A 20,040-nucleotide genomic window follows, 5' to 3' on the forward strand; every position below is an offset into this window, starting at 1 on the left:
CAGGGGGATCGCCGCATGGCTATCGAGTTGTGGACCTGGAACACGCCCAACGGGCGCAAGATCAGCGTGGCGCTGGAAGAAATGGGCCTCGCCTATACGGTGAAGCCCGTGAACATCAGCAAGGACGAGCAGTTCAACCCCGACTTCCTCGCATTCAGCCCGAACAACCGCATCCCCGCCATCAAGGACCCCGACGGGCCGGGCGGGCAGCCGATCACGGTGTTCGAGAGCGGGGCGATCCTGCTGTACCTGGCGGAGAAGACGGGCAAGTTCCTGCCCGCCGACCTGCGCGCACGCGTGCCCGTCTATGAATGGCTGAACTGGCAGATGGGCGGCTTCGGGCCGATGCCGGGACAGGTGCACCACTTCATGATGCAGCCCGACGGTCCGGCGAAGGATTACGGTCTGAACCGCTACGGGAAGGAGACGCTGCGGCTGTATGGGGTGCTCGACAAGCGCCTCGCCGGGCGGGATTTCGTGGCGACGGCGGGCGAGCCCTCGATCGCGGATTTCGCCATCCTGGGCTGGGCCTGGCGGGCGGAGCGGCATTTGCCGACGCAGGGCAAGGCGATGTCGGACTACCCGAACGTCGCGCGCTGGTACGACGCGCTGATGGCGCGGCCAGCGGTGAAGCGTGGCATGGAGATCGCGCTGTCCTGACAGCGGCGCGGCGCGCGGCGCATTTGCCGCAGCGCGCCGTGTTTGACGCTGCGCGGCTGGGCCGGTAGATACGACCTCTCAAACGCCGTGAGACTTTCCACTCCTGCGGAGGGGTGGCCGAGTGGCCGAAGGCGGCGGTTTGCTAAACCGTTATAGGATGTCAAGTCCTATCGTGGGTTCGAATCCCATCCCCTCCGCCACCACCCCTGCCGTCCGACGTCGGGCGCGGCACTGCCCGCTTTCTGCGTTCAGGCACAACTCGTCCGCGACGACCCCGTGTGCAGCAACGCATTCACGGCGATTACGTTCGCCGCCGGGGCGCCGCCGGTTCCGCCTGCGGCAACGGCACGGACTCATCCGCAGCGCCGTCCGGCACCGCCGCCCCCTCAACGCGGGCCAGTTCGATGCCGAGCGCCGTCGCACCGATGACCTCGCATTCCTGCACCACCGACCGACCGCGATCCAGGATCAGGTGCAGCCGCGTGCCCAGCGCCAGGCCGGGCCAGCCGGCGATCACGAAGCGGCCGCGCAATGCGCTGCGCAGGATGGTCGCGTGGCGCTGGCCGCCGATCAGCACCGCGCAACGTTCGTTCGCGTGCGATCCGGATGCGTCGGTCGCGTGCAGCATGGCCAGCCCCTTGCGCCTGGCGCGTGCGGCGCCGCGGCGGGAGAGTTTTCAGGACGAAGCCTCAAGGAGAGGTTGATGCCGGCACGGCGCGCTATTGCAGCGCGGGCGTGCCCGGCGCGGCGTGCACGAGTTCCACGCCTTGCAGCGTCGTGCGCGTCACGCGGCAGTCGCGCACCACCACGTCGTCGCGATAGATCACCAGGCGCAGCTTGTCTCCGGGCCGCAAGCCTGCGACGCCGCCGACCACCGCTGCGGTCGGCGAGAGCATGCGCAGCACACCGTCGCGCCGCTGCCAGCCGACCAGGACCGAACAGGTTTCGTCGAAGGCGTACTGCAGGGCCGTGGGGTCGCCCGTGATGCCCAGGGCGGCGGGCCGCGTCGCGGCCAACGAGGGAAGGGTCGTCATCGAGGGGCCTCCTGCCACCGAAGCGCCGCGAAGGCGCACGCCCCAGTGGTAGGATGGCCGGGCTAATCGACGGTTAAATCAGCGGCCCGCGCGCGGTGGCGCGACGAAAACGGCCGCTCGCGCGCATCACTCCGCCGCCTTCAGCTTGTCCTGCGTGCGGGTGTCGAAGTCCGCGGCGTCGTGGCGCTCGTGCAATTGCGTGGCGGGGTCGCCCTGCACGCGGTTCACCATGCGACCGCGCTGCACCGCGGGGCGTTCGCCGATCATGTCGGCCCAGCGGTTCACGTGCCGATAGGATTGCACGTCCAGGAATTCCGCCGCGCCATAGAGCCAGCCCTTCACCAGACCGCCATACCAGGGCCAGATCGCCATGTCGGCGATGGTGTACTCCGCGCCCGCGATGAAGGCGTTGTCGGCCAGCTGCCGGTCCAGCACATCGAGCTGGCGCTTCACCTCCATGGAGAAGCGGTCGATCGGGTATTCCATCTTGAAGGGCGCATAAGCGTAGAAGTGGCCGAAGCCGCCGCCGAGATACGGCGCGCTGCCCATCTGCCAGAACAGCCAGGACAGTGTCTCGGCGCGCGCGGCGGTCTCGGTCGGCAGGAAGGCGCCGAACTTCTCCGCCAGGTGCATCAGGATGGCGCCCGATTCGAACACGCGGATCGGCCCGGGACCGCTGCGGTCCACCAGGGCCGGGATCTTGGAATTGGGGTTCGCGGCGACGAAGCCCGAACCGAACTGGTCGCCCTCACCGATGCGGATCAGCCAGGCGTCGTATTCCGCGCCCGCATGCCCGAGCGCGAGCAGCTCCTCGAGCATGATGGTCACCTTCACGCCGTTCGGCGTGCCGAGCGAATAGAGCTGCAAGGGGTGCCGCCCGACCGGCAGGTCCTTGTCGTGCGTGGGGCCGGCGATGGGGCGGTTGATGTTGGCGAAGCGGCCGCCATTGGCCTTGTTCCACGCCCAGACCTTGGGCGGCGTATAGTCGGCGGATTGGCTCATGATGAAGCATCCTGATCAGGGTAGGTGGGATATCGGGGCGCAGCGGGGGCATCGCCAGGGGGGCAGCGGCGCGCGCGGGCTTGCCGATGGCCCTACGGGCCACAAATCATGGCCTTCCATGAAGATCGCGCGACGCATGCTGATCCTGTTCGTCATCCTGTGGCTGGTGCCGATCGGCATTGCCGCAGCGCTGCACCAGCGCCAGGGCATCGGCACCGCCTGGGCGGCGGCGGACCGGTCGAGCATCGGCCACCTGCCGCCCGCCGGCGAACACCCGGGCGCGATCGTGCGGGTCTTCGCCGCGCCCACGGTGCGCTGGCGCGGCATCTTCGCGGTGCACACATGGATCGTGGTGAAGCCCGAGGGCGCCGCCGACTACACGCGCTACGACTACACCGCCTGGGGCGAGCCGATCCGCGTCAACGGCTTCGTGCCGGATGGCCGCTGGTTCGGCCGCGCGCCCGAGATCGTCTTCGCTGCCGATGGCGATGCCGCCGCGGCGCTGATCCCGCGCATGCGCGCCGCGATCGCGGCCTATCCCTGGCGCGAGCGCGGCGATTACCGCGTCTGGCCGGGGCCCAATTCCAATACCTTCGTTGCCGCCGTGCTCGAGGCGGTGCCCGAGGCGCAGGCCGTGCTGCCGCCCAACGCGATCGGCAAGGACTACCCCCATGACGGGTGGTGGCTGCGCCGCACCGGCTCCGGGACCGGGCTCCGCCTGTCGCTCGGCGGATATGCGGGTGTGACGCTGGGCTGGATCGAGGGCATCGAGGTGAACATCCTCGGTGGCGTGGCAGGGATCGACCTGCGGCGCCCGGCGGTGAAACTGCCGGGGCTCGGGCGGATCGGGATGGCGCAGGCCTGACGCGCGGCATCGCACGGTGGCTGGTGCTCGCCAACGGCCGTGCGGATCGGCGCCCTCGCGGCCTTAGCGCGCCCCATTGCGCCGCCGCCCGGAAGGCCGCCGAATGCGCGGGCCGCCATCTCCGGGACCCACCACATGCGATCGACGCTTCTGACACCACGCTGGACCTGGTGCGCCGAGGGCGGGCTGCGGGAGAACCACGCCGTGCTGATCGGCGCCGATGGCGCGATCCAGGATGTGCTGGCAGATGCCGCCGGCATCGACGCCGAACGCATCGACCTGCCCGACGCGCTGCTGTTGCCCGGCCTGGTGAACCTGCACAACCACGCCGTCTCGGCGCCGCTGTTCCGCGGCCTGGCCGACGACATCGCGCCGGGCGACCTGCCGGGGCACATCGTCTTTTCGCTGCTGATGCCGATTGGCGACCTGGCGGCCGAGATCATGACGCCGGAGGAGATCGGCGACGTGGCCGAGATGGCGCTGCTGGAAGGGTTGCGCTGCGGCACCACCACCGTGCTCGACGTGTTCCGGCTGCAGCAGGCGCCCTTCATCGAACGCGCGCGCGCGCTGGGCCTGCGCAGCTATTCCTGCCCCTACCTGTTCTCGACGCCGGGGCTCGACATGGCGGCGGATGGCACGCCGCTCTACCGGCCGGAGGGCAGCGCCGATCCCGGCTTCGATGCCATCGTCGCGCTGTTCGACCGGCATGACGAAGGCCAGCGCGGACGCACGCGCATCGGGTTCGGGCCGCATGGGCCGGATTCCTGCACCCCCGAACTGCTGCGGCGCGTTGACTCCAAGGCGCGCGAACTCGGCACCATCGTGTCCATCCATGCCGCGCAGAACCTGCATGAGATCGACCTGGTGCGGGCGCGCCACGGCACCGGATCCTTCAAGCACCTGCGCGGCCTCGGCCTGCTGCGCGACGGCGTGGTGCTGGCGCATGCGATGTACGCAACGGATGAGGAGCTGGAGATGGCGCGCGCGGGTGGCGCCGCGGTGGCGTCCTGCCCGCTGGCCTTCGCGCGCAGCGGCCGTTTCGTGCCGCTGGCACGCTTCGAGGCCGCCGGCGTGCGGCTTGGCATCGGCACCGATGGCGTGACGCTGGACATGGTGCAGGAGATCCGCACGGCGTCGATCTTCGCCAAGGTACAGTCCGGCACGGCGCATGGGTTGTCGGCCGAGCGCGTGCTGCGCGCCGCCACGCGCGACGCGGCGCTGGCGCTGGGGCGCGACGACCTTGGCGTGATCGCGCCCGGCGCGCGGGCGGACCTGGTGGCGTTCGACCTCGGTTCGTCGCGCTACCAGCCGGTGTGGGACCCGTTGAAGGCGCTGCTGACCAATGGCGCGGCGTCCGACTTGTCGCTCGCGATGGTGGAGGGCCGCGTGCTGTTGCGCGACGGGCGCGTGACGGTGGCGGATGAGCGCGCGGTCACACGGCGCGGCGCGCGGGCGGTCGAGCGCGTCTGGCAGGAGGCGCTGCGACGCGGGCGGATTCCGCGAAGCGTGGCGGCACGCGCGGGACGCCCTGCGCGATAGCGCGGCGAAGCCAGTGGCGCGTCCGCGCCCCATGCGACGCAGCAATGCCCCGCGGCGCGCCGACGATGCGCGATGGCGCACGGCCTGAATGGCGCGACTGCCCCACGCCATCCGCCGACGCGGCGCCGGATGCGGCTTGACGAGCAAGGAGCCGCCGCCAGTCCGCGGCTTCCGTTCGCGCCGCGCGCGCCTTACCGTCATCACGTTCGGGAGACAACAGCATGATCATCAGGCGAAGGCCCTTCATCCTCGGCGGTGCATCCGTGTTCGCCGCGCCGGCCCTCGGGCAGGGCACGCGCCGGCCGCTGCGCGTCGTGGTGCCGTTTCCCCCCGGCGGCGGGGTGGACAGCCTGGCGCGCGTGCTGGCGGACCGGCTGCCGGCCGTGCTCGACCAGCCGGTCGTGGTTGACAACCGCAGCGGCGCCGGCGGGCTGATCGGCGCCGATGCCGTGGCGAAGGGCCCGCCCGACGGCACCATGATCGGCATTATCGGCGCCGCGACGCTGTGTGCCGCGCCCTTCCTGCAGGCCTCGATGCCGTTCAGCCCGACGCGCGACCTGCGTCCCGTCACGCAGATCACCGATGCCTCGGTGCTGCTGGTGGTGAACGCGCAGCGTGCGGCCGAACGCGGCTGGACCGACCTGCCGGCGACACTCGCCTGGGCGCGCGCCAATCCGGGCGCGCTACGCCTGGCGCATTCCGGCGTGGCCACGGTCAGCCACCTGACGCTGGCGGCGCTCGGCCAGGCGGCGCAGGTGCAGATCACCGAACTGCCCTATCGCGGCGGCGCGCAGGCCACCACGGATGCGGTCTCGGGCGTGCTGGACGGGTCGGCCGACCTGCCGACGGCGCTGATCCCGCATGTCGAGGCGGGGCGGTTGCGCGCGCTGGGTGTCTCGAGCCGCCGACGCTTCGGGCTGCTGCCGGATGTGCCGTCCTTCGCGGAATATCCGGCGCTTGGCCTGGGCGACATCGACATCCGGTCGTGGAACGCGATGATGGTGCCGGCCGGCACGCCGGATGCCGAGGTCGCGCGCCTGTTCGCCGGGCTGCGCCAGGTGGGCACGCAAGCCGGCTTTCGCGATGCGCTGCGCCCGCTCGGCTACGACCCCGCGGTCAGCGACAGTCCGGAGGCGATGGCGGCGATGATCGCGAGCGAGACGCCGCGTTGGCAGCGCCTGGTGCAGATTTCGGGCGCGCGGGTGGATTGAGAAGCGCCGCAATACAGCCTGAACGTCAGACCGGCTTGACTGCCCAGGCCGCGATGATGGGAGCCAGGCTTTTCACCGCGTCAAGGGCGGCCCTTCGTGACCGAGGGATCGTCCATAAGTCCCGGGCTGACGCGGTGACCGACTACGATTGTGCGAACCAGTCGGCCACGCGCCGCGCCGCGCGATCAATGATTTCGGGCTTGTCATAGTAGTCGAGATGCGGGGTCTCGTCCCAGACGATGTACTTCCGCGTGGTCGTCGGAACAGCGTCGAAGTGTCGCTTCGCGGCGGTCGGCAGGAAGCAGTACTGCCCATGGATCATGAGCCAGGGCTTTGACATGGCGCGAGCTGAGGTGATGGATTCGTAGTCGAGCAAATCAGCGTCGCTCATGACCGCATAACGGTTCTCCCATAGCCCCCTTTCGGCCCAGGGGTGATACCAGTCCCAGACGAACTTGCCTGGCATGCCGACATTCATGTCGTGCTCGTCGACACCCGCCACGTATTGAACGTCGCCGGTGGCTTCATGGCGCTGCTTGGCCGCCACCCCGGCCGCCTTTCGCGCCGTGAGGCCGTCCTCGGTCAACCAATCGATGTCGCCCTCGCGGTCGCGGTAATGCCCGGCGATCGTCGCCAAACCTTTCACGGCAGGTGCCTCCGCGGCGGCCTTCAATGCCTCTGAGCTGCCTTGGCAGATGCCCAGGACAAACATCCGCTCAGCGTCGATGTCGTGTCGGGTTGCAAGATACTGCAGCGAGTTCTTGAGGTCCTCGACTTTTGCCGCGGGGTTCTCCCAACACCGGGGCTCCCCGCCACTTTCACCGCGGTAGCGCGGGTCGAAGGCGAGCGCGGCGTATCCGAGTTCCGCAAGCTTCCTGGCGTATTGAGTGGGCGCCTGTTCCTTCTGGAAGGTCATGGGGCCGATGATGGTCACCGCCGGCGCCGGCGCCTGTGCCGGGAGATAAAGATCGCCGACACAGACGGTCTCGCCGCTCCTGAACGTCACTTTTTCGAACGTCTTGTTCGGCCCCACGGCAGACTCCCACGGCAGGAATGAAACGCTCCCGGCATCTTGGCTGCCCGCTGGCGCGACGCTTGAAGATTCTTGCGGCTTTCCAGAACATGGAGGCGGGTCGAGTCACGCAGGGAGGCGCGCCCAGTTCATGGTGACCGCACGCAGCGCCGTACCGTTTCGGACCGGCATTTCGCGCCGTCCGATCGATGCTCTCGAACCTGCCATTATCCATCACAGCAGCCGCGCCCTGGGGTGGGACGGGATCACGGCCGAGATTGGCTCGCATCGTGGGTGGATCGTCGATGACCTCGTGGTCGATGGCTACTACCTGGCCGTCAACATCGACGACCGGCCGCTCGTCATCGAAAGCCGCGAACGCGGCCGCTTCGTTCGAAAAGTCGTTCCGCCGGGAACTTTGGTCATTCATCCCTACGGCGAGGCCTTCTCCTTCAGGGTCGGCGCTGCCGCGCGATGGGCTGGGGTTGTGCTGGCTCCTTCCCTCGTTCGGCAGGTGTGCGACGGTCGTCCTTTCGGCTGCGCAGCGCAGTTCGGGGTTCGCGATGCGGCCCTGCTGTCCGGGGTCAACGACGCAATCCGGCACCTGCAGGACGGGACCGGCCAGGTCCCAGGACCAAGCGAAGCCGCGCTGCTGCTTGCCGCGAATCTCGCAGTGCCGCCGCATGGTCGACCTATCCCGCAGCGTCGTGGAGGTCTGTCCTTGACGCAGATCCGTAGGGTCGAAGACTTTGTCGAAGGCAATCTCGCCGGCGGGCTCATGCTGAGCGAACTCGCCGGGGCGGCTGGCCTCAGCCTCTGGCACTTCGCGCGGGCCTTCAAGGCTGCGACGGGCCAGACGCCGCATCAGTTCGTCATGGCCCGGCGGCTGGCGCACGCCCTGCGGCTTCTCGCGCGCACGTCCCAATCGATCACGTCAGTGGCTGTATGCTGCGGGTTTTCAGATCAAGCACACCTCACGCGCTGCTTCAGGTCCCGCTACGGGACGACCCCGGCCGCGTACAGGCGGCTGAGCAGGACGTAGCACGCTCAGTAGCGTTGCCGCCCCGCGGTGTCCTGCTTCTCCAAAGCGGCCTGCACGTCGGGGCACGCCATCGCACGAGCGGACGTGGCCGACGCGTGCCGTAGACAGCGGTCGTGGTGCCGCGCGGCTTGCTGCCGCCGGTGCGGCGGCCGTGCGTGGCCGGACGTCCGTCGATTCCGTGCCGCGCTACCGCCGCGGTGGAGGCGGCGGTGGACGGCGCGGCGCGGGCGGCGGCGCGCTGCGTCGTACGGGTGCCGCGCCGCGGGCCTGGCTCCGGGCCGTGCCCCGCGCCGGCGCACCGCGCCCGCGCGTGACAACGCGCGGCGGCGGCGGCGGCGGACGACGGATCAGGAAGCGCTGCTGCGCCGGCGGCGTGATCATCCAGCGCGCCTGCAGCGTCGCGTCATCGGGCACGTCCTCACCGAGCCGCGTCAGCCCTTGCCGGGCGCGGCGCTTGTGCTCGTCGGTCAGGTTCTCCCAGGGGATCGGCCCGGGCGTATAGACGGCCTCGGGATCCGGGTCAGGGGTGGACACCACGACAGGGGCAGGGGGCTCCGGCGTGGCGCAGGCGGCGAGGGCCGCGAGCATCGCGAGCAGCGCGGCGCGCCGGCCATTGACGGGTCCGCTCATGCCGCAATCTCCACCATCACCGGGACATGGTCGGACGCCTGCGTCCAGTCCCGCGCATCCTTCAGGACGACGTGTTGCTGCAACCCGCCGGCCAGGTCCGGGCTGACCCAGACATGGTCGAGCCGCCGGCCGCGGTCTGCCGCGCGCCAATCCCGCGCGCGGTACGACCACCACGTGTAGAGCTTCTGGTCGGCGGGGACGAAGTGGCGCAGCGCGTCGTACCAGCCGCCGGCCTGCTGCCATGCCGTCAGCGCGGCGACTTCGATAGGCGTGTGGGACACCACGTCCAGCAACTGCTTGTGCGACCAGACATCGTGTTCGAGAGGGGCGATGTTGAGGTCGCCTACCAGGATGGCGCGCCGCGCCGGTCGCGCGGCCGACCACGCGGTGGCCTCGGCGACAAAGTCCAGCTTGTGGCCGAACTTAGGATTGGCCTCGCGGTCCGGGACGTCGCCGCCGGCCGGGACGTAGAAATTGTGCAGTTCGATCGGCCCGCCCGGCGCGTCGATGGTGGCGCCCAGATGCCGGCAATCGCCGCGCGAGCACCAGTCGGGGTCGCCATCGCGCGCCAGAATCGGGCGCCTCGAGAGGATGGCAACGCCGTTGTAGCCTTTCATGCCGCGCACCAGGCGGTGCGTGAAACCGAGCGCATCCGCACCCTCGTGCGGGAAGAACTCGTCCGGGCACTTGGTTTCCTGGAGGCAGATGACGTCCGGCGTGAGCGCAGCCACGAGGTCCTTGAGCAGCGCCAGCCGCAGCCGCACGCTGTTGATGTTCCAGGTGGCGATGCGCAGCGTGCCGCGCCCGGCGGCGGCCTTGCGGGGCATCAGACGATCTTCGTCCTCACCTCGCCCACGCCCTCGACGAAGCCTTCCAGCACGTCGCCGCGGACCACGGCGGCGACACCCTCGGGCGTGCCGGTCATGATCAGGTCGCCCGGGGCCAGTTCAACCAGCTCGGACAGGTTCGCGATGACTTCCGGCACCGACCAGATCAGCTTTGACAGGTCGGAGGTCTGCGTGACCTTGCCATTCACCTTGAGCTCGATCTTGCCCTTGGACGGGTCGATGCCGGCGGCCGGCACCAGCGCGCCCATGGGCGCGGACTTGTCGAAGCCCTTGCCCATGTCCCAGGGGCGGCCGGTCTTCTTGGCCTCGTTCTGGATGTCGCGGCGGGTCATATCCAGGCCGCAGCAATAGCCCCAGACATGCTTCAACGCGTCGGCGACCGCGATGTTCTTGCCGCCCGTGCCGATGGCCACGACCAGTTCCATCTCGTGGTGCAGCGACTTCGTCACCGTCGGGTAGGGCATGTCGGCGTCGTTGATGACCACCGAATCCGCCGGCTTCGCGAAGTAGAAGGGCGGTTCGCGGGTCGGGTCGGACCCCATCTCGATGGCGTGCTCGGCATAGTTGCGCCCGACGCAGAAGATCCGCCGGACCGGGAACATGGCGTCGCTGCCCTTCACGGGGATAGCGGCAACCGGCGGCGGGGCGAAGACATAGGCGACCATGCGGGCGAGGCTCCGGATCGGGATGGAATGCTGCCCTATACCCCCCTTGCGCCTCAGCCGAAAGGCGGTGGACGCACCACGGCGAACCTCAACCAGTTTCTGAACTTCGTGCCGCAACTTCGAGTATTCAGGGCCAATGGACAAAAAAGGTGCGCCCGGTCAGGGGGGTGACCGGGCGCGGTATTTTCTTCCGATCGGAATAGTCGGGCGAGCCGGCAGGGGATACCGGGGTTCGTCCACCGGGGTGGTTGTCCCCGGCAGATCGAAGACTACGCCTTCAATCGTTGAAAATCAAAACGCAAAAACATGGAAATGGCGTGACGCTGGTCACGCCCGAAGGCTATTCGGCGGCCTGCGCCAGGCCGGGGTCCGCGGTGCGGGCGGCGCGGTGCGCGGCGCAGGCCCGCCCGAAGGCCTCGAAGATGGCGCGGCTGTCGGCGTCGTGTTCCCAGTCGTATTCGGGGTGCCACTGCACACCCAGCGCGAAGCCGCGCGCGCCATCCACCCGCACGGCTTCGACCGTGCCGTCGGGCGCCCAGGCCTCGGCGACCAGGCGCGGGGCCAGGCGCTGCACGCCCTGGTTGTGGAGCGAATTCACAGCAAGCCGCCCCGCGGCACGGCCGCCGGGGGTCAGGACGGCACCGAGCGCGCCCTCGCGCTCGATCCGGACCGCGTGGGCCTTGCCGGTGCGCACCTTAGGGATCGGCTGGTCGGACGGGGTGGAATGGTCCATCCGCCCCGGCAGGTCCTGGATGCGCTGGTCGAGGCTGCCACCCAGCGCCACGTTGAGTTCCTGCATGCCCCGGCAGATCGCGAGCAGGGGCACGCCGTGGTCGATTGCGGCGCGAATGAGGGGCAGGGTGGTGTCGTCGCGGAAGCGGTCCTCGGGCGTGCCCTCGGCATGGGCCGGGCCGTCATAGTAGCCAGGCCAGACATTCGACCGGCTGCCGGTCAGGATCAGGCCATCGAGGTGCGGCAGGAGTTCGGCGGATAGGTCTTCGCCGGCGGCCGGCAGCAGCACCGGGGTGCCCGACACCGGCCCGCGCACCACCCGGATGTAGCTGTCGGAGGCGGCATGGTTCGGCGTCCCGAAGATGCCGAAGGGCTTCTGGCAGCAGGATATGCCGACGAGAGGTCTCATGGATCACTACACTTCCGCGACGCCGTGTCAGGATCAAGGCGCGTGGTAGGTTTTTCGTGAATGCGGGGCATGCGTTGCACGGATGCCATGCAACCGGGCCCCGCAGGCGCCTGGAACGCGGGCGTCAGCCGCAGGCATCAGCCCCCTTGGGGCAGCCCGAACCCGCCAGGTTCGAAGAAGCGTGGGTCGTTGAACTGGAACAGTCCGGCGGGGAAGCGCAGGCCGGTCTCGATTCGCGAAAGGGTCACGCGGGTTTCGCGCCGCTGCGCATCGGTCACCGCCCATTGGCGCAGTTCGAGCGGGTCGGGATTGAAGACCAGCGTCAGGCGGCCCTCGTTCGGTTCCGAGGTGCGGAACACCGTCACGCGCAAGAAACCTCCCGAGCGTTCCAGGCCCGCCACCGTCACGTCTCCGGACAGCCGCACCTCGCGCCGCAGCAGGATGCCGAGCGGCGTGCGGCTGACCAGCAGCGTGGTGGGGGCGCGCAATTCGCGGTCATACATCAGGAACTGCCCGCCATCGGCGACCAGCAGCAGGGGCTCGGGCGGGTCGTATTCGAAACGCATGCGGCCCGGGCGCCAGATCCAGGCCGTGCCCTCGGCCGCGGCGCCGTTCTGCGCGATCTGGAGGAAGCGCGCGCGCAACGTCGTCAAAGCGTTGAGGTAGGCCTCGATCCGCGTGAGGTCGGCACGATCGCGGTCGGACAGTGCCGGAGCAGCGGGCGCAGCGGCGCGTTGCGCGAGCGCGGGCGTGGCGAACAGGAACGGCGCGATCAGGGCGGTACGGCGATTCATGATCGTCATGTGGCGCGCGGGCGCGTCCGGGGGAAGGGGCGTAAGGGCCTCCGTTCCCCCCACGTCCGTGTTCAGCGCGGGGCGGCCGGTCGCTGGCCCGGCATGCCCTGCGGCATCTGCATCGACTGGTAGCCCTGCGGGCGCTGGAACTGCGCGGGGTCTTGCGTACCGTAGGCGACGCGCACCGCCTCCATGCGGCCCTGCTGGCCCTCCGCCTGGCCCTGCGCTCGCAGCATCACGCCATCGGCGGTGATGCAGGCCTCGCCGGACTGCGAGGGCCCCTGGTAGCGCCAGACGGTGCAATCGGTGCCGGCGATCTTTTCGGTCCCGCCACGGGTGAATCGGGCGTTCTCGAAGTCGCGCTGCATGCCGGCTGCCTGGGCCATCGGCACGTCCATGATGGTGCGCATCGCTTCCATCACCATGAAGCCGCGCTGATTCTGGTGGTCGGCCACCATGTAGCCGACGCCGCCAGGCATGTTCATGCGCATCATGCGCGTCGCGGCCTGCCACTGCATCGTGAGTTCCGCCTGCTGGCCCTGGCCGGCGACACGGTAGGTCACAGCCACGTCGCGCGTGGGGAAGATCTGCGGGCGGTCCTGCGCCTGAGCCACGACCGGCAGGGCGGCGGCGAACAGGGCGGCGGCGAGCATAGTGCGCATGCGGGGTGTCTCTCTCGTTGCGATGGGCCAGTCTGCACGCAGGACTGTGGCGCGCGCATGAAGGGATTCAGGCAGCGGCGCCCTTGGTCAGGAATCGTTCGAAGGCGGCGAGGGTTTCGTCGCTGACATGGTGCTCGATGCCTTCGGCATCGGCCTCGGCGACCTGCGGGGGCACGCCGAGCGCGGCCAGGAAGGCGACCACGGTGAGGTGCCGCGCACGCACCCGGCGCGCAAGGTCGTGCCCGGCCTCGGTGAGGAAGACGCCGCGATAGGGCTTGGAATGCGCGAGCCCGTCGCGCTTCAGCCGGCCGATGGTCTTGATGGCGGTGGCATGCGTGACACCCAGGCGCCTGGCGATGTCGGTGGGGCGGGCCTCGCCCTCGCGCGACAGCAGGTCGGCGATGATCTCGACGTAGTCCTGCGCGAGCGCCGAGGCCCGCGCGGTGCGGGCGGAAGCGTGGCGGGCGGCCTCATCGGGCGGCGCGGTCTCCGGGTCGGACATACGGATGGCTACCATGTCTGACGCATAAATGGAATTTGTAGCGTATGCTTCACCCCGCCGCCGTACGGCGGCGGCGCAACAGCCCGTGCCTGGGCGAGGCCAGCAGCGCGGCCACGAACAGCGCGCTCAGCGCCAGCACGATCGACCCGGCGGTCGAGGCATCGAGCATGAAGCTCACCTGGATGCCCACGACCGTCGCGGTGCAGGCGGCAGCCACCGACACCCACACCATCCGCCCGAAGCGGTCGGCCAGCAGCAGACCGATCGCGCCCGGCGTGATCAGAAGTGCCACCACCAGGATCACGCCCACCGCCTGCACGCCGGCGACGATGCTGGCCGCCAGCACCGCCAGCAGCAGCAGGCGCAGCCGCCCAACGTTCAGCCCGGCGATGCGCGCCTGGCCTGGGTCGAAGCAGAACAGCACCAGGTCGCGCCCGCGTACCGCCAGGATCATCAGGCCCACACCGGCGATCACCAGGGTCTGCCAGAAATCCTCCGCCTCGATCCCGAGGATGGAGCCGAACAGCACATGGGAGAGATGCACGTTGGACCGCACCTGAGTCAGCAGGATCAGGCCCACGGCGAACATGCCGGAGAACACCACGCCCATCGCAGCGTCCTCCTTGATGCGGCTGGTCGCGCGGATGGCGCCCGATGCCAGTGCGCAAGCGAAGCCCGCGACGAAGGCGCCGATGACCAGCGGCGCGCCGACCAGGTAGGCGATGACCACTCCGGGCAGGATGGCGTGGCTGACCGCATCGCCCATCAGCGACCAGCCCTTCACCACAACGAAGCAGGACAGGATGGCGGCGAGCACCGCCACCATCAGCCCCACCACCAGCGCATCGACCATGAAGCCGTGCGTCCATGGGGCGATCAGGGCGCTCATGCGGTGGCGGCCCTGGCGGCGCGGCGGCTGGCGAGGATTCCGTGCTTGGGGGCGAAGACCAGCGCAGCGACGAACAGCGCGGCCTGGAGCGCCACGATGCTGCCGCCCGTGCTTCCGTCCAGGAAGTAGCTGAGATACGCCCCGGCGACGCCGGTGAAGGCGCCGATGCACGCTGCGAGGCCAGCCATGTGCCCGAAGCGGTCGGTTAGCAGGTAGGCGGTCGCACCGGGTGTCACGAGCATGCCAATCACCAGGATGGCGCCGACCGCCTGCAGTCCGGCCACCGCTGTCGCGGCCAGCAGCACCAGCAGCAGGATGCGCATCCGCGCCGGGCTGCCGCCGGCCACCACCAGCTGCACGGGGTCGAACAGGGAGAGCATGAGGTCTCGCCCTCGCAGCAGCAGCGCGCCCAGCACCACCACGGCGATGATCGCCATTTGGATCATGTCCTCGTCGGCGATGCCGAGCACGTTGCCGAAGACGATGGTGCGCAGCCGCACGTTCGACGGGAAGATCGACATCAGGAACAGGCCGAGGCCGAAGAAGCCGGTGAAGACCACGCCGATCACCGCATCCTCGCGGATCGGCGTGCGGTCGCGCAGCCCGGCCATCGCCAGGGCCGCCAGCATCCCCGCGGCGAAGGCGCCGATGGCGAAGGGAATGCCCACCAGCCAGGCCAGCACGACGCCCGGCACGACGGCATGCGACAGCGCATCGCCCATCAGCGACCAGCCCTTCAGCACCACGTAGCAGGACAGCAGGCCGGCCACGCCGCCGACCAGCGCGCTGATGCCCATGGCGCGCATCATGTAGTCGTACTGGAAGGGAACCAGCAGTTCCTCGAACATCGTCAGATGTCGCGTTCGAGCCGGCCGATCACCAGGCCGTCGGGGGCCATGACCAGCGGGCGTTCGTCATCCGACAGCACCACCACCGCATCGGCGGGCAGGGGTGTCGCGCCCGGCAGCGAATGCTGGCGCAACGCACCCCCGAAGGCGCGGATCAGGTTGGGCGCGGTGAAGACCTCGGCGGTCGGGCCCGCCGCGAGCACCGTGCGGTTCACCAGTACCACCTGGTCGCAGAAGGTCGGCACCGAGCCGAGGTTGTGGGTCGAGACCAGCACGATCCGCCCTTCGTCACGTAGCGCCTTCAACAGGGTGATGATTGCTTCCTCGGTGGTGACATCGACGCCGGTGAAGGGTTCGTCGAGCAGCAGCAACTGCCCGCCCTGCGCCAGGGCGCGCGCCAGGAACACCCGCTTGCGCTGCCCGCCTGATAACTCGCCGATCTGCCGTTCCGCGAGATCCGCCATGCCCACGCGGTCGAGCGCGGCCGCCACCTCGCGATGGTCGGCCGCGCGCGGGATGCGCAGCAGGTTCATGTGGCCGTAGCGGCCCATCATCACCACGTCGCGCACCGAGACGGGGAAGGTCCAATCCACCTCCTCCGCCTGCGGCACATAGGCGACCAAGTTGCGCTTCAGCGCGGCCTCGACCGGCCCGCCCGCCACCAGCACGCGCCCCTGGCCCGGGCGCACCAGGCCCATGATCGACTTGAACATGGTCGACTTGCCGGAGCCGTTGATGCCGACCAGCCCGCAGATGGTCCCGCCATGCAGCGCGAAGCCGGCATCCTTCAGCGCGAGATGCCCGTTCGGATAGGCGACCGAGATGTTCTCGACCGCGAGGCTGATCGGTTGGGCCAGCATCACCGCGCGGCCGGCGCGGCGGTCAGGCCGCGCAGGATGGTCTCGGCATTCGCCTCTAGCAGCTTGAGGTACGTGGGGGCGGCGCCATCCGGGCCGGTCAGGCTGTCGACATACAGAACGCCGCCGAAGCGTGCGCCGGTCTCGCGCGCCACCTGGCGCATCGGGCGGTCGTTCACCGTGGATTCGCAGAACACCGCGGGCACGCGCGACCGCCGTACCGCGTCGATCAACGCGCGGACCTGGCGGGGCGAGCCCTCATCCTCGGAGTTGATGGGCCACAGATAGGCCTCGCGCATGCCGTAGTCGCGCGTGAGGTAACTGAAGGCGCCCTCGCAGGTCGCCAGCACACGGCGCTCGGCCGGGATGGTGGCGAGGCGTTCGCGTAGCCGCGCATCCACAGCGCGGATCTGCGCGGCATAGGCGGTGGCGTTCGCCTGGAAGGCGGCCTCGTGCTGGGGTTCGACGGCGGTCAGCGCGCGGCGGATATTCTCGACATAGATCAGCGCCAGGGTGGGCGACATCCAGGCATGCGGGTTGGGCTGGTTGGCGTAGGGGCCCCCGCCGATGCCGACCGGCGTGATGCCGAGCGTGAGCACCGCGTCGCGCACGCCGTTCACGCGGGAGAAGAACCGTTCGAACCAGCGTTCGAGGCCGAGGCCGTTCCACAGCACCAGGTCCGCCGCCTGCGCGCGCACCACGTCGAGCGGGGTGGGTTCGTAGTCATGTATCTCCGCGCCCGGCCGCGTGAGGCTTTCGACCAGCACAGCGGTGCCGGCGACGTTCTGCGCCATGTCGGCCAGCACGGTGAAAGTGGCAACCACGCGCTTCGGGCGCGCCGGTTGCGCCAGTGCGGGTGCGGCGACGGCTGCGAGCGTGACGGCGAGGAGGGATCTGCGGGGGAGGACGTGCGTGCGCATCGAGGGCTCCACGGAGGCTTCGACCGGATCATGTAGTCCTGGCTACAATTCGCGCAAGGGTCAACATTCAACGCCGCCATGCGGCGCCGGCCCCTGGCCTCGCGCCGGCATCCCCGCCATCATGGATCCATCGCAATTCCGGGTGTTCCTGCCATGACCGCCGAAGGCCCCGCGCAATCCCGCGCGCCCGTCGCTGCCGAGACCCTGTCCCAGAAGCGCGCCGCGCCGCCGGTGCCGCCCAGCCTGCAGGGCTTCCTCTCGCTGCATGATTTCGAGGCAGCGGCGCAGAAGCACCTGCCGCGCATGCTGCATGGCTACATGGCCGGCGGGGTCGAGACCGATTGGTCGCTCAACGACAATCGCCGCGCCTTCGCCGAATGGGGCTTCATCCCTCGCTGCCTGACCGATGCGCGCGCGCGCCATACGAAGGTGAGCCTGTTCGGGCGCGACTACGATGCGCCCTTCGGCATCCCGCCGATGGGCTCGGCCGCGCTGCTGGCGTATCGCGGCGACATCGCGCTGGCGCAGGCGGCACGCGCGAAGAACATTCCCTACATCCTGTCCGCGTCCTCGCTCATCAAGATGGAGGACGTGGCCAAGGCCAACCCCGACGCCTGGTACCAGGCCTACCTGCCAGGCGAGCCCGCGCGGATCGAACCGCTGGTCGACCGCGTCATTGCGGCAGGGTTCAAGACCTTCGTCCTCACGGTGGACGTGCAGGTCTCGTCGAACCGCGAGAACAACATCCGCAACGGCTACACCATCCCGCTGAAGCCCACCTTCCGGCTGTTCTGGCAGGGCGCGACACATCCGCGCTGGGCCTTCGGCACCTGGTTCAAGACGCTGCAGAACCACGGCATGCCGCATTTCGAGAACATGGATGCCGGGCGCGGCCCGCCGATCCTCTCGCGCGACCTCGAGCGCGCCTTCGGTGCCCGCGACGGGTTGTCCTGGCCGCACCTGGAACTGATCCGGAAGCGCTTCCCGGGGAAGCTGCTCATCAAGGGCGTGCTGCACCCCGACGACGTGGTGCGCGCGAAGGAGATCGGCGTGGACGGCTTCATGGTGTCGAACCATGGCGGGCGGCAGCTCGATGGCGCCGTCTCCGGCCTGCGCATGCTGCCCGAGGTGGTAAAGGTCGCGGGCGGGCTGCCGGTGATCTACGACGGCGGCATCCGCCGCGGCACCGACGTGATGAAGGCCTATGCGCTGGGGGCGGATTTTGTCTTCGTCGGGCGGCCGATGCTCTGCGCGGCGGCAGTGCGCGGGCAGGCGGGGGTCGAGCGCGCGATCGACCTGCTGCAGGAGGAGATCCATCGCGACCTGGCGCTGGTCGGTGTGAATACGATGGATGCGCTGGGGCCGGAATTGCTGATGAAGGCGTAATGGAGGGGCGCTGCCCCTCCCAGCCACCCCGCCAGGGGGCTACGGCCCCCTGGACCGCGAACAATCAGAAGCGATCGGGCGGGCGCCGAAGGCCGAGATTATCCCGCAAGGTCTGGCCCTCGTAGTCACGCCGGAACAGGCCGCGACGCTGCAATTCCGGGATCACCAGGCGGGTGAAGCGCTCCATGCCCGTCGGCACCACCGGCGCGGCCACCATGAAGCCGTCGCAGCCCTTGCCGACGTACCATTCCTCCATCCTGTCGGCGACCTGCTTCGCATCGCCCGTGAACATGTTGCCGGCCATCTGCGGCAGGATGCGCCGATAGGTCTGGCGCACCGTCAGACCCTCCTGCTGCGCCACTTTCACGATGGCACGGCCGATGCCGGTATGGCCGACATGCTCCTCGTCGAAAGCCGGCATCGGGCCATCGAGCGGGAAGGACTTCATGCTGCGGCCGACCATCTTCGACAGGTAGTCCACGCCGACCGCAGGCGGCACCAGGTCGTCCAGCTCAGCCGCGATATCGGCCGCCTGCTGCGCCGTGTCGCCAACGATGATCGTGACGCCGCTCAGGATCTTGAGGTCGTCCGGCCCGCGCCCGTACTTCGCCAGCCGCGCCTTGAAGTCGGCATACATCGCCTGCGCGGCGGGCAACGTCGCCTCGATGGCAAAGATGCAATCGGCATGGCGGGCGGACAACTCGCGCCCGGCCTCGGACTGCCCGGCCGAGAACACCACCGGATGCCCCTGCGGCGGCCGTGGTGCGTTCAGCGGCCCCGCCACCTGGAAATGCTTGCCCTTATGCGCCAGGACACGCACGCGCTCGGGGTTCAGGAAACGCCCGCTCGTCTTGTCCTGCGGGAAGGCGTCGTCGGCCCAGGAATCCCACAACCCCTTCACCACCTCGGCGAATTCATTGGCGCGTTCGTAGCGGTCGTCGCGGCCGACATGCTCGGTGTGGCTGAAGTTCAGCGCATCGCCGGGGTTCGACGTGGTCACCAGGTTCCACCCCGCACGCCCGCCGCTGAGATGATCCAGCGAGGCAAAGCGCCGCGCCACATGGAAGGGCTGGTCGTAGGTCGTGGTGGTGGTCGCCACCAGCCCGATATGCTTCGTCACCATCGCCAGCGCCGACAGCAGCGTGACCGGTTCGAACACGCCGGGGCGGTCGGACGGCGAGGTCGCGGCGAACAGGTCCGGCTTGTCCATCTGCCGCACGCCGTTGCCATCGGCCAGGAACAGCAGGTCCATCTTGCCGGCCTCGGCGATCTGCGCGAGGCGCACGGCATTCGCGATATTCGCCGCGGGCCGGTCCCAGGCATCGGGGTGGCGCCATTCGCCCACATGGCTGCCCTGGGCATTGGCATTGGCGGCGAGGATCATCGGCATGGGCGCGTTCCGGTCGCTAGAGCAGATCCTGATCAGGTCGAATCACCTGATCGGGTGAATAGGCTTGCGAGACCGCAAACCTGGAGACGGTGCCGTGAGCCAAGGCAAACGGGATCGGCTCCACGCGCGGATGCTGCTTGCAT

22 protein-coding genes and 1 tRNA gene are annotated in these 20,040 nt (G+C 69.4%); 7 read left to right on the forward strand and 16 right to left on the reverse strand.

Features of this window, described 5'->3' with window-relative positions:
- Positions 1-15: 15 nt before the first annotated feature.
- Both MWM08_RS10780 and MWM08_RS10785 read left to right on the forward strand, forming a co-directional pair.
- A complete protein-coding gene (locus MWM08_RS10780; RefSeq protein WP_244459444.1) occupies positions 16-660 on the forward strand; it encodes a glutathione S-transferase family protein in 645 nt (214 codons plus the stop codon).
- A gap of 107 nt (positions 661-767) precedes the next feature.
- A tRNA-Ser gene (locus tag MWM08_RS10785) sits at positions 768-860 on the forward strand.
- Between the two features lie 101 nt (positions 861-961).
- On the opposite strand, the gene MWM08_RS10790 is transcribed toward MWM08_RS10785, so the two are convergent.
- From MWM08_RS10790 to yghU, 3 genes are all read right to left on the reverse strand, one after another.
- The gene (locus MWM08_RS10790; protein WP_244459445.1) at positions 962-1,288 is read right to left on the reverse strand and encodes a hypothetical protein; all 327 of its coding nucleotides are present in this window, start codon (positions 1,286-1,288) and stop codon (positions 962-964) included.
- 91 nt (positions 1,289-1,379) lie between these two features.
- The gene (locus tag MWM08_RS10795) at positions 1,380-1,694 is read right to left on the reverse strand and encodes a hypothetical protein (protein WP_244459446.1); all 315 of its coding nucleotides are present in this window, start codon (positions 1,692-1,694) and stop codon (positions 1,380-1,382) included.
- 126 nt (positions 1,695-1,820) lie between these two features.
- Positions 1,821-2,696: a glutathione-dependent disulfide-bond oxidoreductase gene (yghU, locus tag MWM08_RS10800; protein ID WP_244459447.1), complete on the reverse strand. Its 876-nt coding sequence runs from the start codon at positions 2,694-2,696 to the stop codon at positions 1,821-1,823.
- A gap of 118 nt (positions 2,697-2,814) precedes the next feature.
- Here yghU and MWM08_RS10805 point away from each other — a divergent pair, with 118 nt between their 5' ends.
- From MWM08_RS10805 to MWM08_RS10815, 3 genes are all read left to right on the forward strand, one after another.
- A complete protein-coding gene (locus tag MWM08_RS10805; protein WP_244459448.1) occupies positions 2,815-3,561 on the forward strand; it encodes a DUF3750 domain-containing protein in 747 nt (248 codons plus the stop codon).
- Between the two features lie 135 nt (positions 3,562-3,696).
- The gene (locus MWM08_RS10810) at positions 3,697-5,100 is read left to right on the forward strand and encodes an amidohydrolase family protein (RefSeq protein WP_244459449.1); all 1,404 of its coding nucleotides are present in this window, start codon (positions 3,697-3,699) and stop codon (positions 5,098-5,100) included.
- A 221-nt stretch (positions 5,101-5,321) separates the two neighbouring features.
- On the forward strand, positions 5,322-6,311 hold the full coding sequence (locus MWM08_RS10815) for a Bug family tripartite tricarboxylate transporter substrate binding protein (RefSeq protein WP_244459450.1): 990 nt from the start codon (positions 5,322-5,324) through the stop codon (positions 6,309-6,311).
- Positions 6,312-6,453: 142 nt separating this feature from the next.
- On the opposite strand, the gene MWM08_RS10820 is transcribed toward MWM08_RS10815, so the two are convergent.
- The gene (locus tag MWM08_RS10820) at positions 6,454-7,344 is read right to left on the reverse strand and encodes an alpha/beta hydrolase (RefSeq protein WP_244459451.1); all 891 of its coding nucleotides are present in this window, start codon (positions 7,342-7,344) and stop codon (positions 6,454-6,456) included.
- Between the two features lie 130 nt (positions 7,345-7,474).
- On the opposite strand from MWM08_RS10820, the gene MWM08_RS10825 reads away from it, so the two are divergent.
- On the forward strand, positions 7,475-8,365 hold the full coding sequence (locus tag MWM08_RS10825; protein ID WP_244459452.1) for an AraC family transcriptional regulator: 891 nt from the start codon (positions 7,475-7,477) through the stop codon (positions 8,363-8,365).
- Positions 8,366-8,551: 186 nt separating this feature from the next.
- Here the strand turns inward: MWM08_RS10825 and MWM08_RS10830 are convergent, their stop codons facing one another.
- From MWM08_RS10830 to MWM08_RS10880, 11 genes are all read right to left on the reverse strand, one after another.
- On the reverse strand, positions 8,552-8,995 hold the full coding sequence (locus MWM08_RS10830) for a hypothetical protein (protein WP_244459453.1): 444 nt from the start codon (positions 8,993-8,995) through the stop codon (positions 8,552-8,554).
- On the reverse strand, positions 8,992-9,822 hold the full coding sequence (locus tag MWM08_RS10835) for an exodeoxyribonuclease III (protein WP_244459454.1): 831 nt from the start codon (positions 9,820-9,822) through the stop codon (positions 8,992-8,994). Before MWM08_RS10835 ends, MWM08_RS10830 begins: the two co-directional genes overlap by 4 nt.
- On the reverse strand, positions 9,822-10,508 hold the full coding sequence (locus MWM08_RS10840) for a fumarylacetoacetate hydrolase family protein (RefSeq protein ID WP_244459455.1): 687 nt from the start codon (positions 10,506-10,508) through the stop codon (positions 9,822-9,824). Before MWM08_RS10840 ends, MWM08_RS10835 begins: the two co-directional genes overlap by 1 nt.
- Before the next feature lie 340 nt (positions 10,509-10,848).
- Positions 10,849-11,649, reverse strand: a complete 801-nt coding sequence (locus MWM08_RS10845; protein WP_244459456.1) for a gamma-glutamyl-gamma-aminobutyrate hydrolase family protein — start codon at positions 11,647-11,649, stop codon at positions 10,849-10,851.
- Between the two features lie 137 nt (positions 11,650-11,786).
- The gene (locus MWM08_RS10850) at positions 11,787-12,443 is read right to left on the reverse strand and encodes a LolA family protein (protein ID WP_244459457.1); all 657 of its coding nucleotides are present in this window, start codon (positions 12,441-12,443) and stop codon (positions 11,787-11,789) included.
- A 71-nt stretch (positions 12,444-12,514) separates the two neighbouring features.
- Positions 12,515-13,105, reverse strand: a complete 591-nt coding sequence (locus MWM08_RS10855) for a DUF4412 domain-containing protein (RefSeq protein WP_244459458.1) — start codon at positions 13,103-13,105, stop codon at positions 12,515-12,517.
- A gap of 67 nt (positions 13,106-13,172) precedes the next feature.
- Positions 13,173-13,622, reverse strand: a complete 450-nt coding sequence (gene mntR / locus MWM08_RS10860; RefSeq protein WP_423816023.1) for a manganese-binding transcriptional regulator MntR — start codon at positions 13,620-13,622, stop codon at positions 13,173-13,175.
- Between the two features lie 34 nt (positions 13,623-13,656).
- On the reverse strand, positions 13,657-14,496 hold the full coding sequence (locus MWM08_RS10865; protein WP_244459459.1) for a metal ABC transporter permease: 840 nt from the start codon (positions 14,494-14,496) through the stop codon (positions 13,657-13,659).
- Positions 14,493-15,344, reverse strand: a complete 852-nt coding sequence (locus MWM08_RS10870; RefSeq protein WP_244459460.1) for a metal ABC transporter permease — start codon at positions 15,342-15,344, stop codon at positions 14,493-14,495. Before MWM08_RS10870 ends, MWM08_RS10865 begins: the two co-directional genes overlap by 4 nt.
- Positions 15,345-15,346: 2 nt before the next feature.
- Positions 15,347-16,204, reverse strand: a complete 858-nt coding sequence (locus tag MWM08_RS10875; RefSeq protein ID WP_244459461.1) for an ATP-binding cassette domain-containing protein — start codon at positions 16,202-16,204, stop codon at positions 15,347-15,349.
- Positions 16,204-17,121 (reverse strand): metal ABC transporter substrate-binding protein, encoded by a 918-nt coding sequence (locus tag MWM08_RS10880; RefSeq protein ID WP_244459462.1) that lies wholly within the window; start codon positions 17,119-17,121, stop codon positions 16,204-16,206. Before MWM08_RS10880 ends, MWM08_RS10875 begins: the two co-directional genes overlap by 1 nt.
- Before the next feature lie 153 nt (positions 17,122-17,274).
- Here MWM08_RS10880 and MWM08_RS10885 point away from each other — a divergent pair, with 153 nt between their 5' ends.
- On the forward strand, positions 17,275-18,507 hold the full coding sequence (locus MWM08_RS10885) for an alpha-hydroxy acid oxidase (RefSeq protein ID WP_244459463.1): 1,233 nt from the start codon (positions 17,275-17,277) through the stop codon (positions 18,505-18,507).
- A 64-nt stretch (positions 18,508-18,571) separates the two neighbouring features.
- On the opposite strand, the gene MWM08_RS10890 is transcribed toward MWM08_RS10885, so the two are convergent.
- Entirely contained in the window at positions 18,572-19,897 is a 1,326-nt protein-coding gene (locus MWM08_RS10890) for an LLM class flavin-dependent oxidoreductase (RefSeq protein ID WP_244459464.1), read from the reverse strand.
- Positions 19,898-20,040: the final 143 nt, after the last annotated feature.

Origin of the sequence: Roseomonas fluvialis (assembly GCF_022846615.1) — a bacterium.
GTDB lineage: Bacteria > Pseudomonadota > Alphaproteobacteria > Acetobacterales > Acetobacteraceae > Neoroseomonas > Neoroseomonas fluvialis.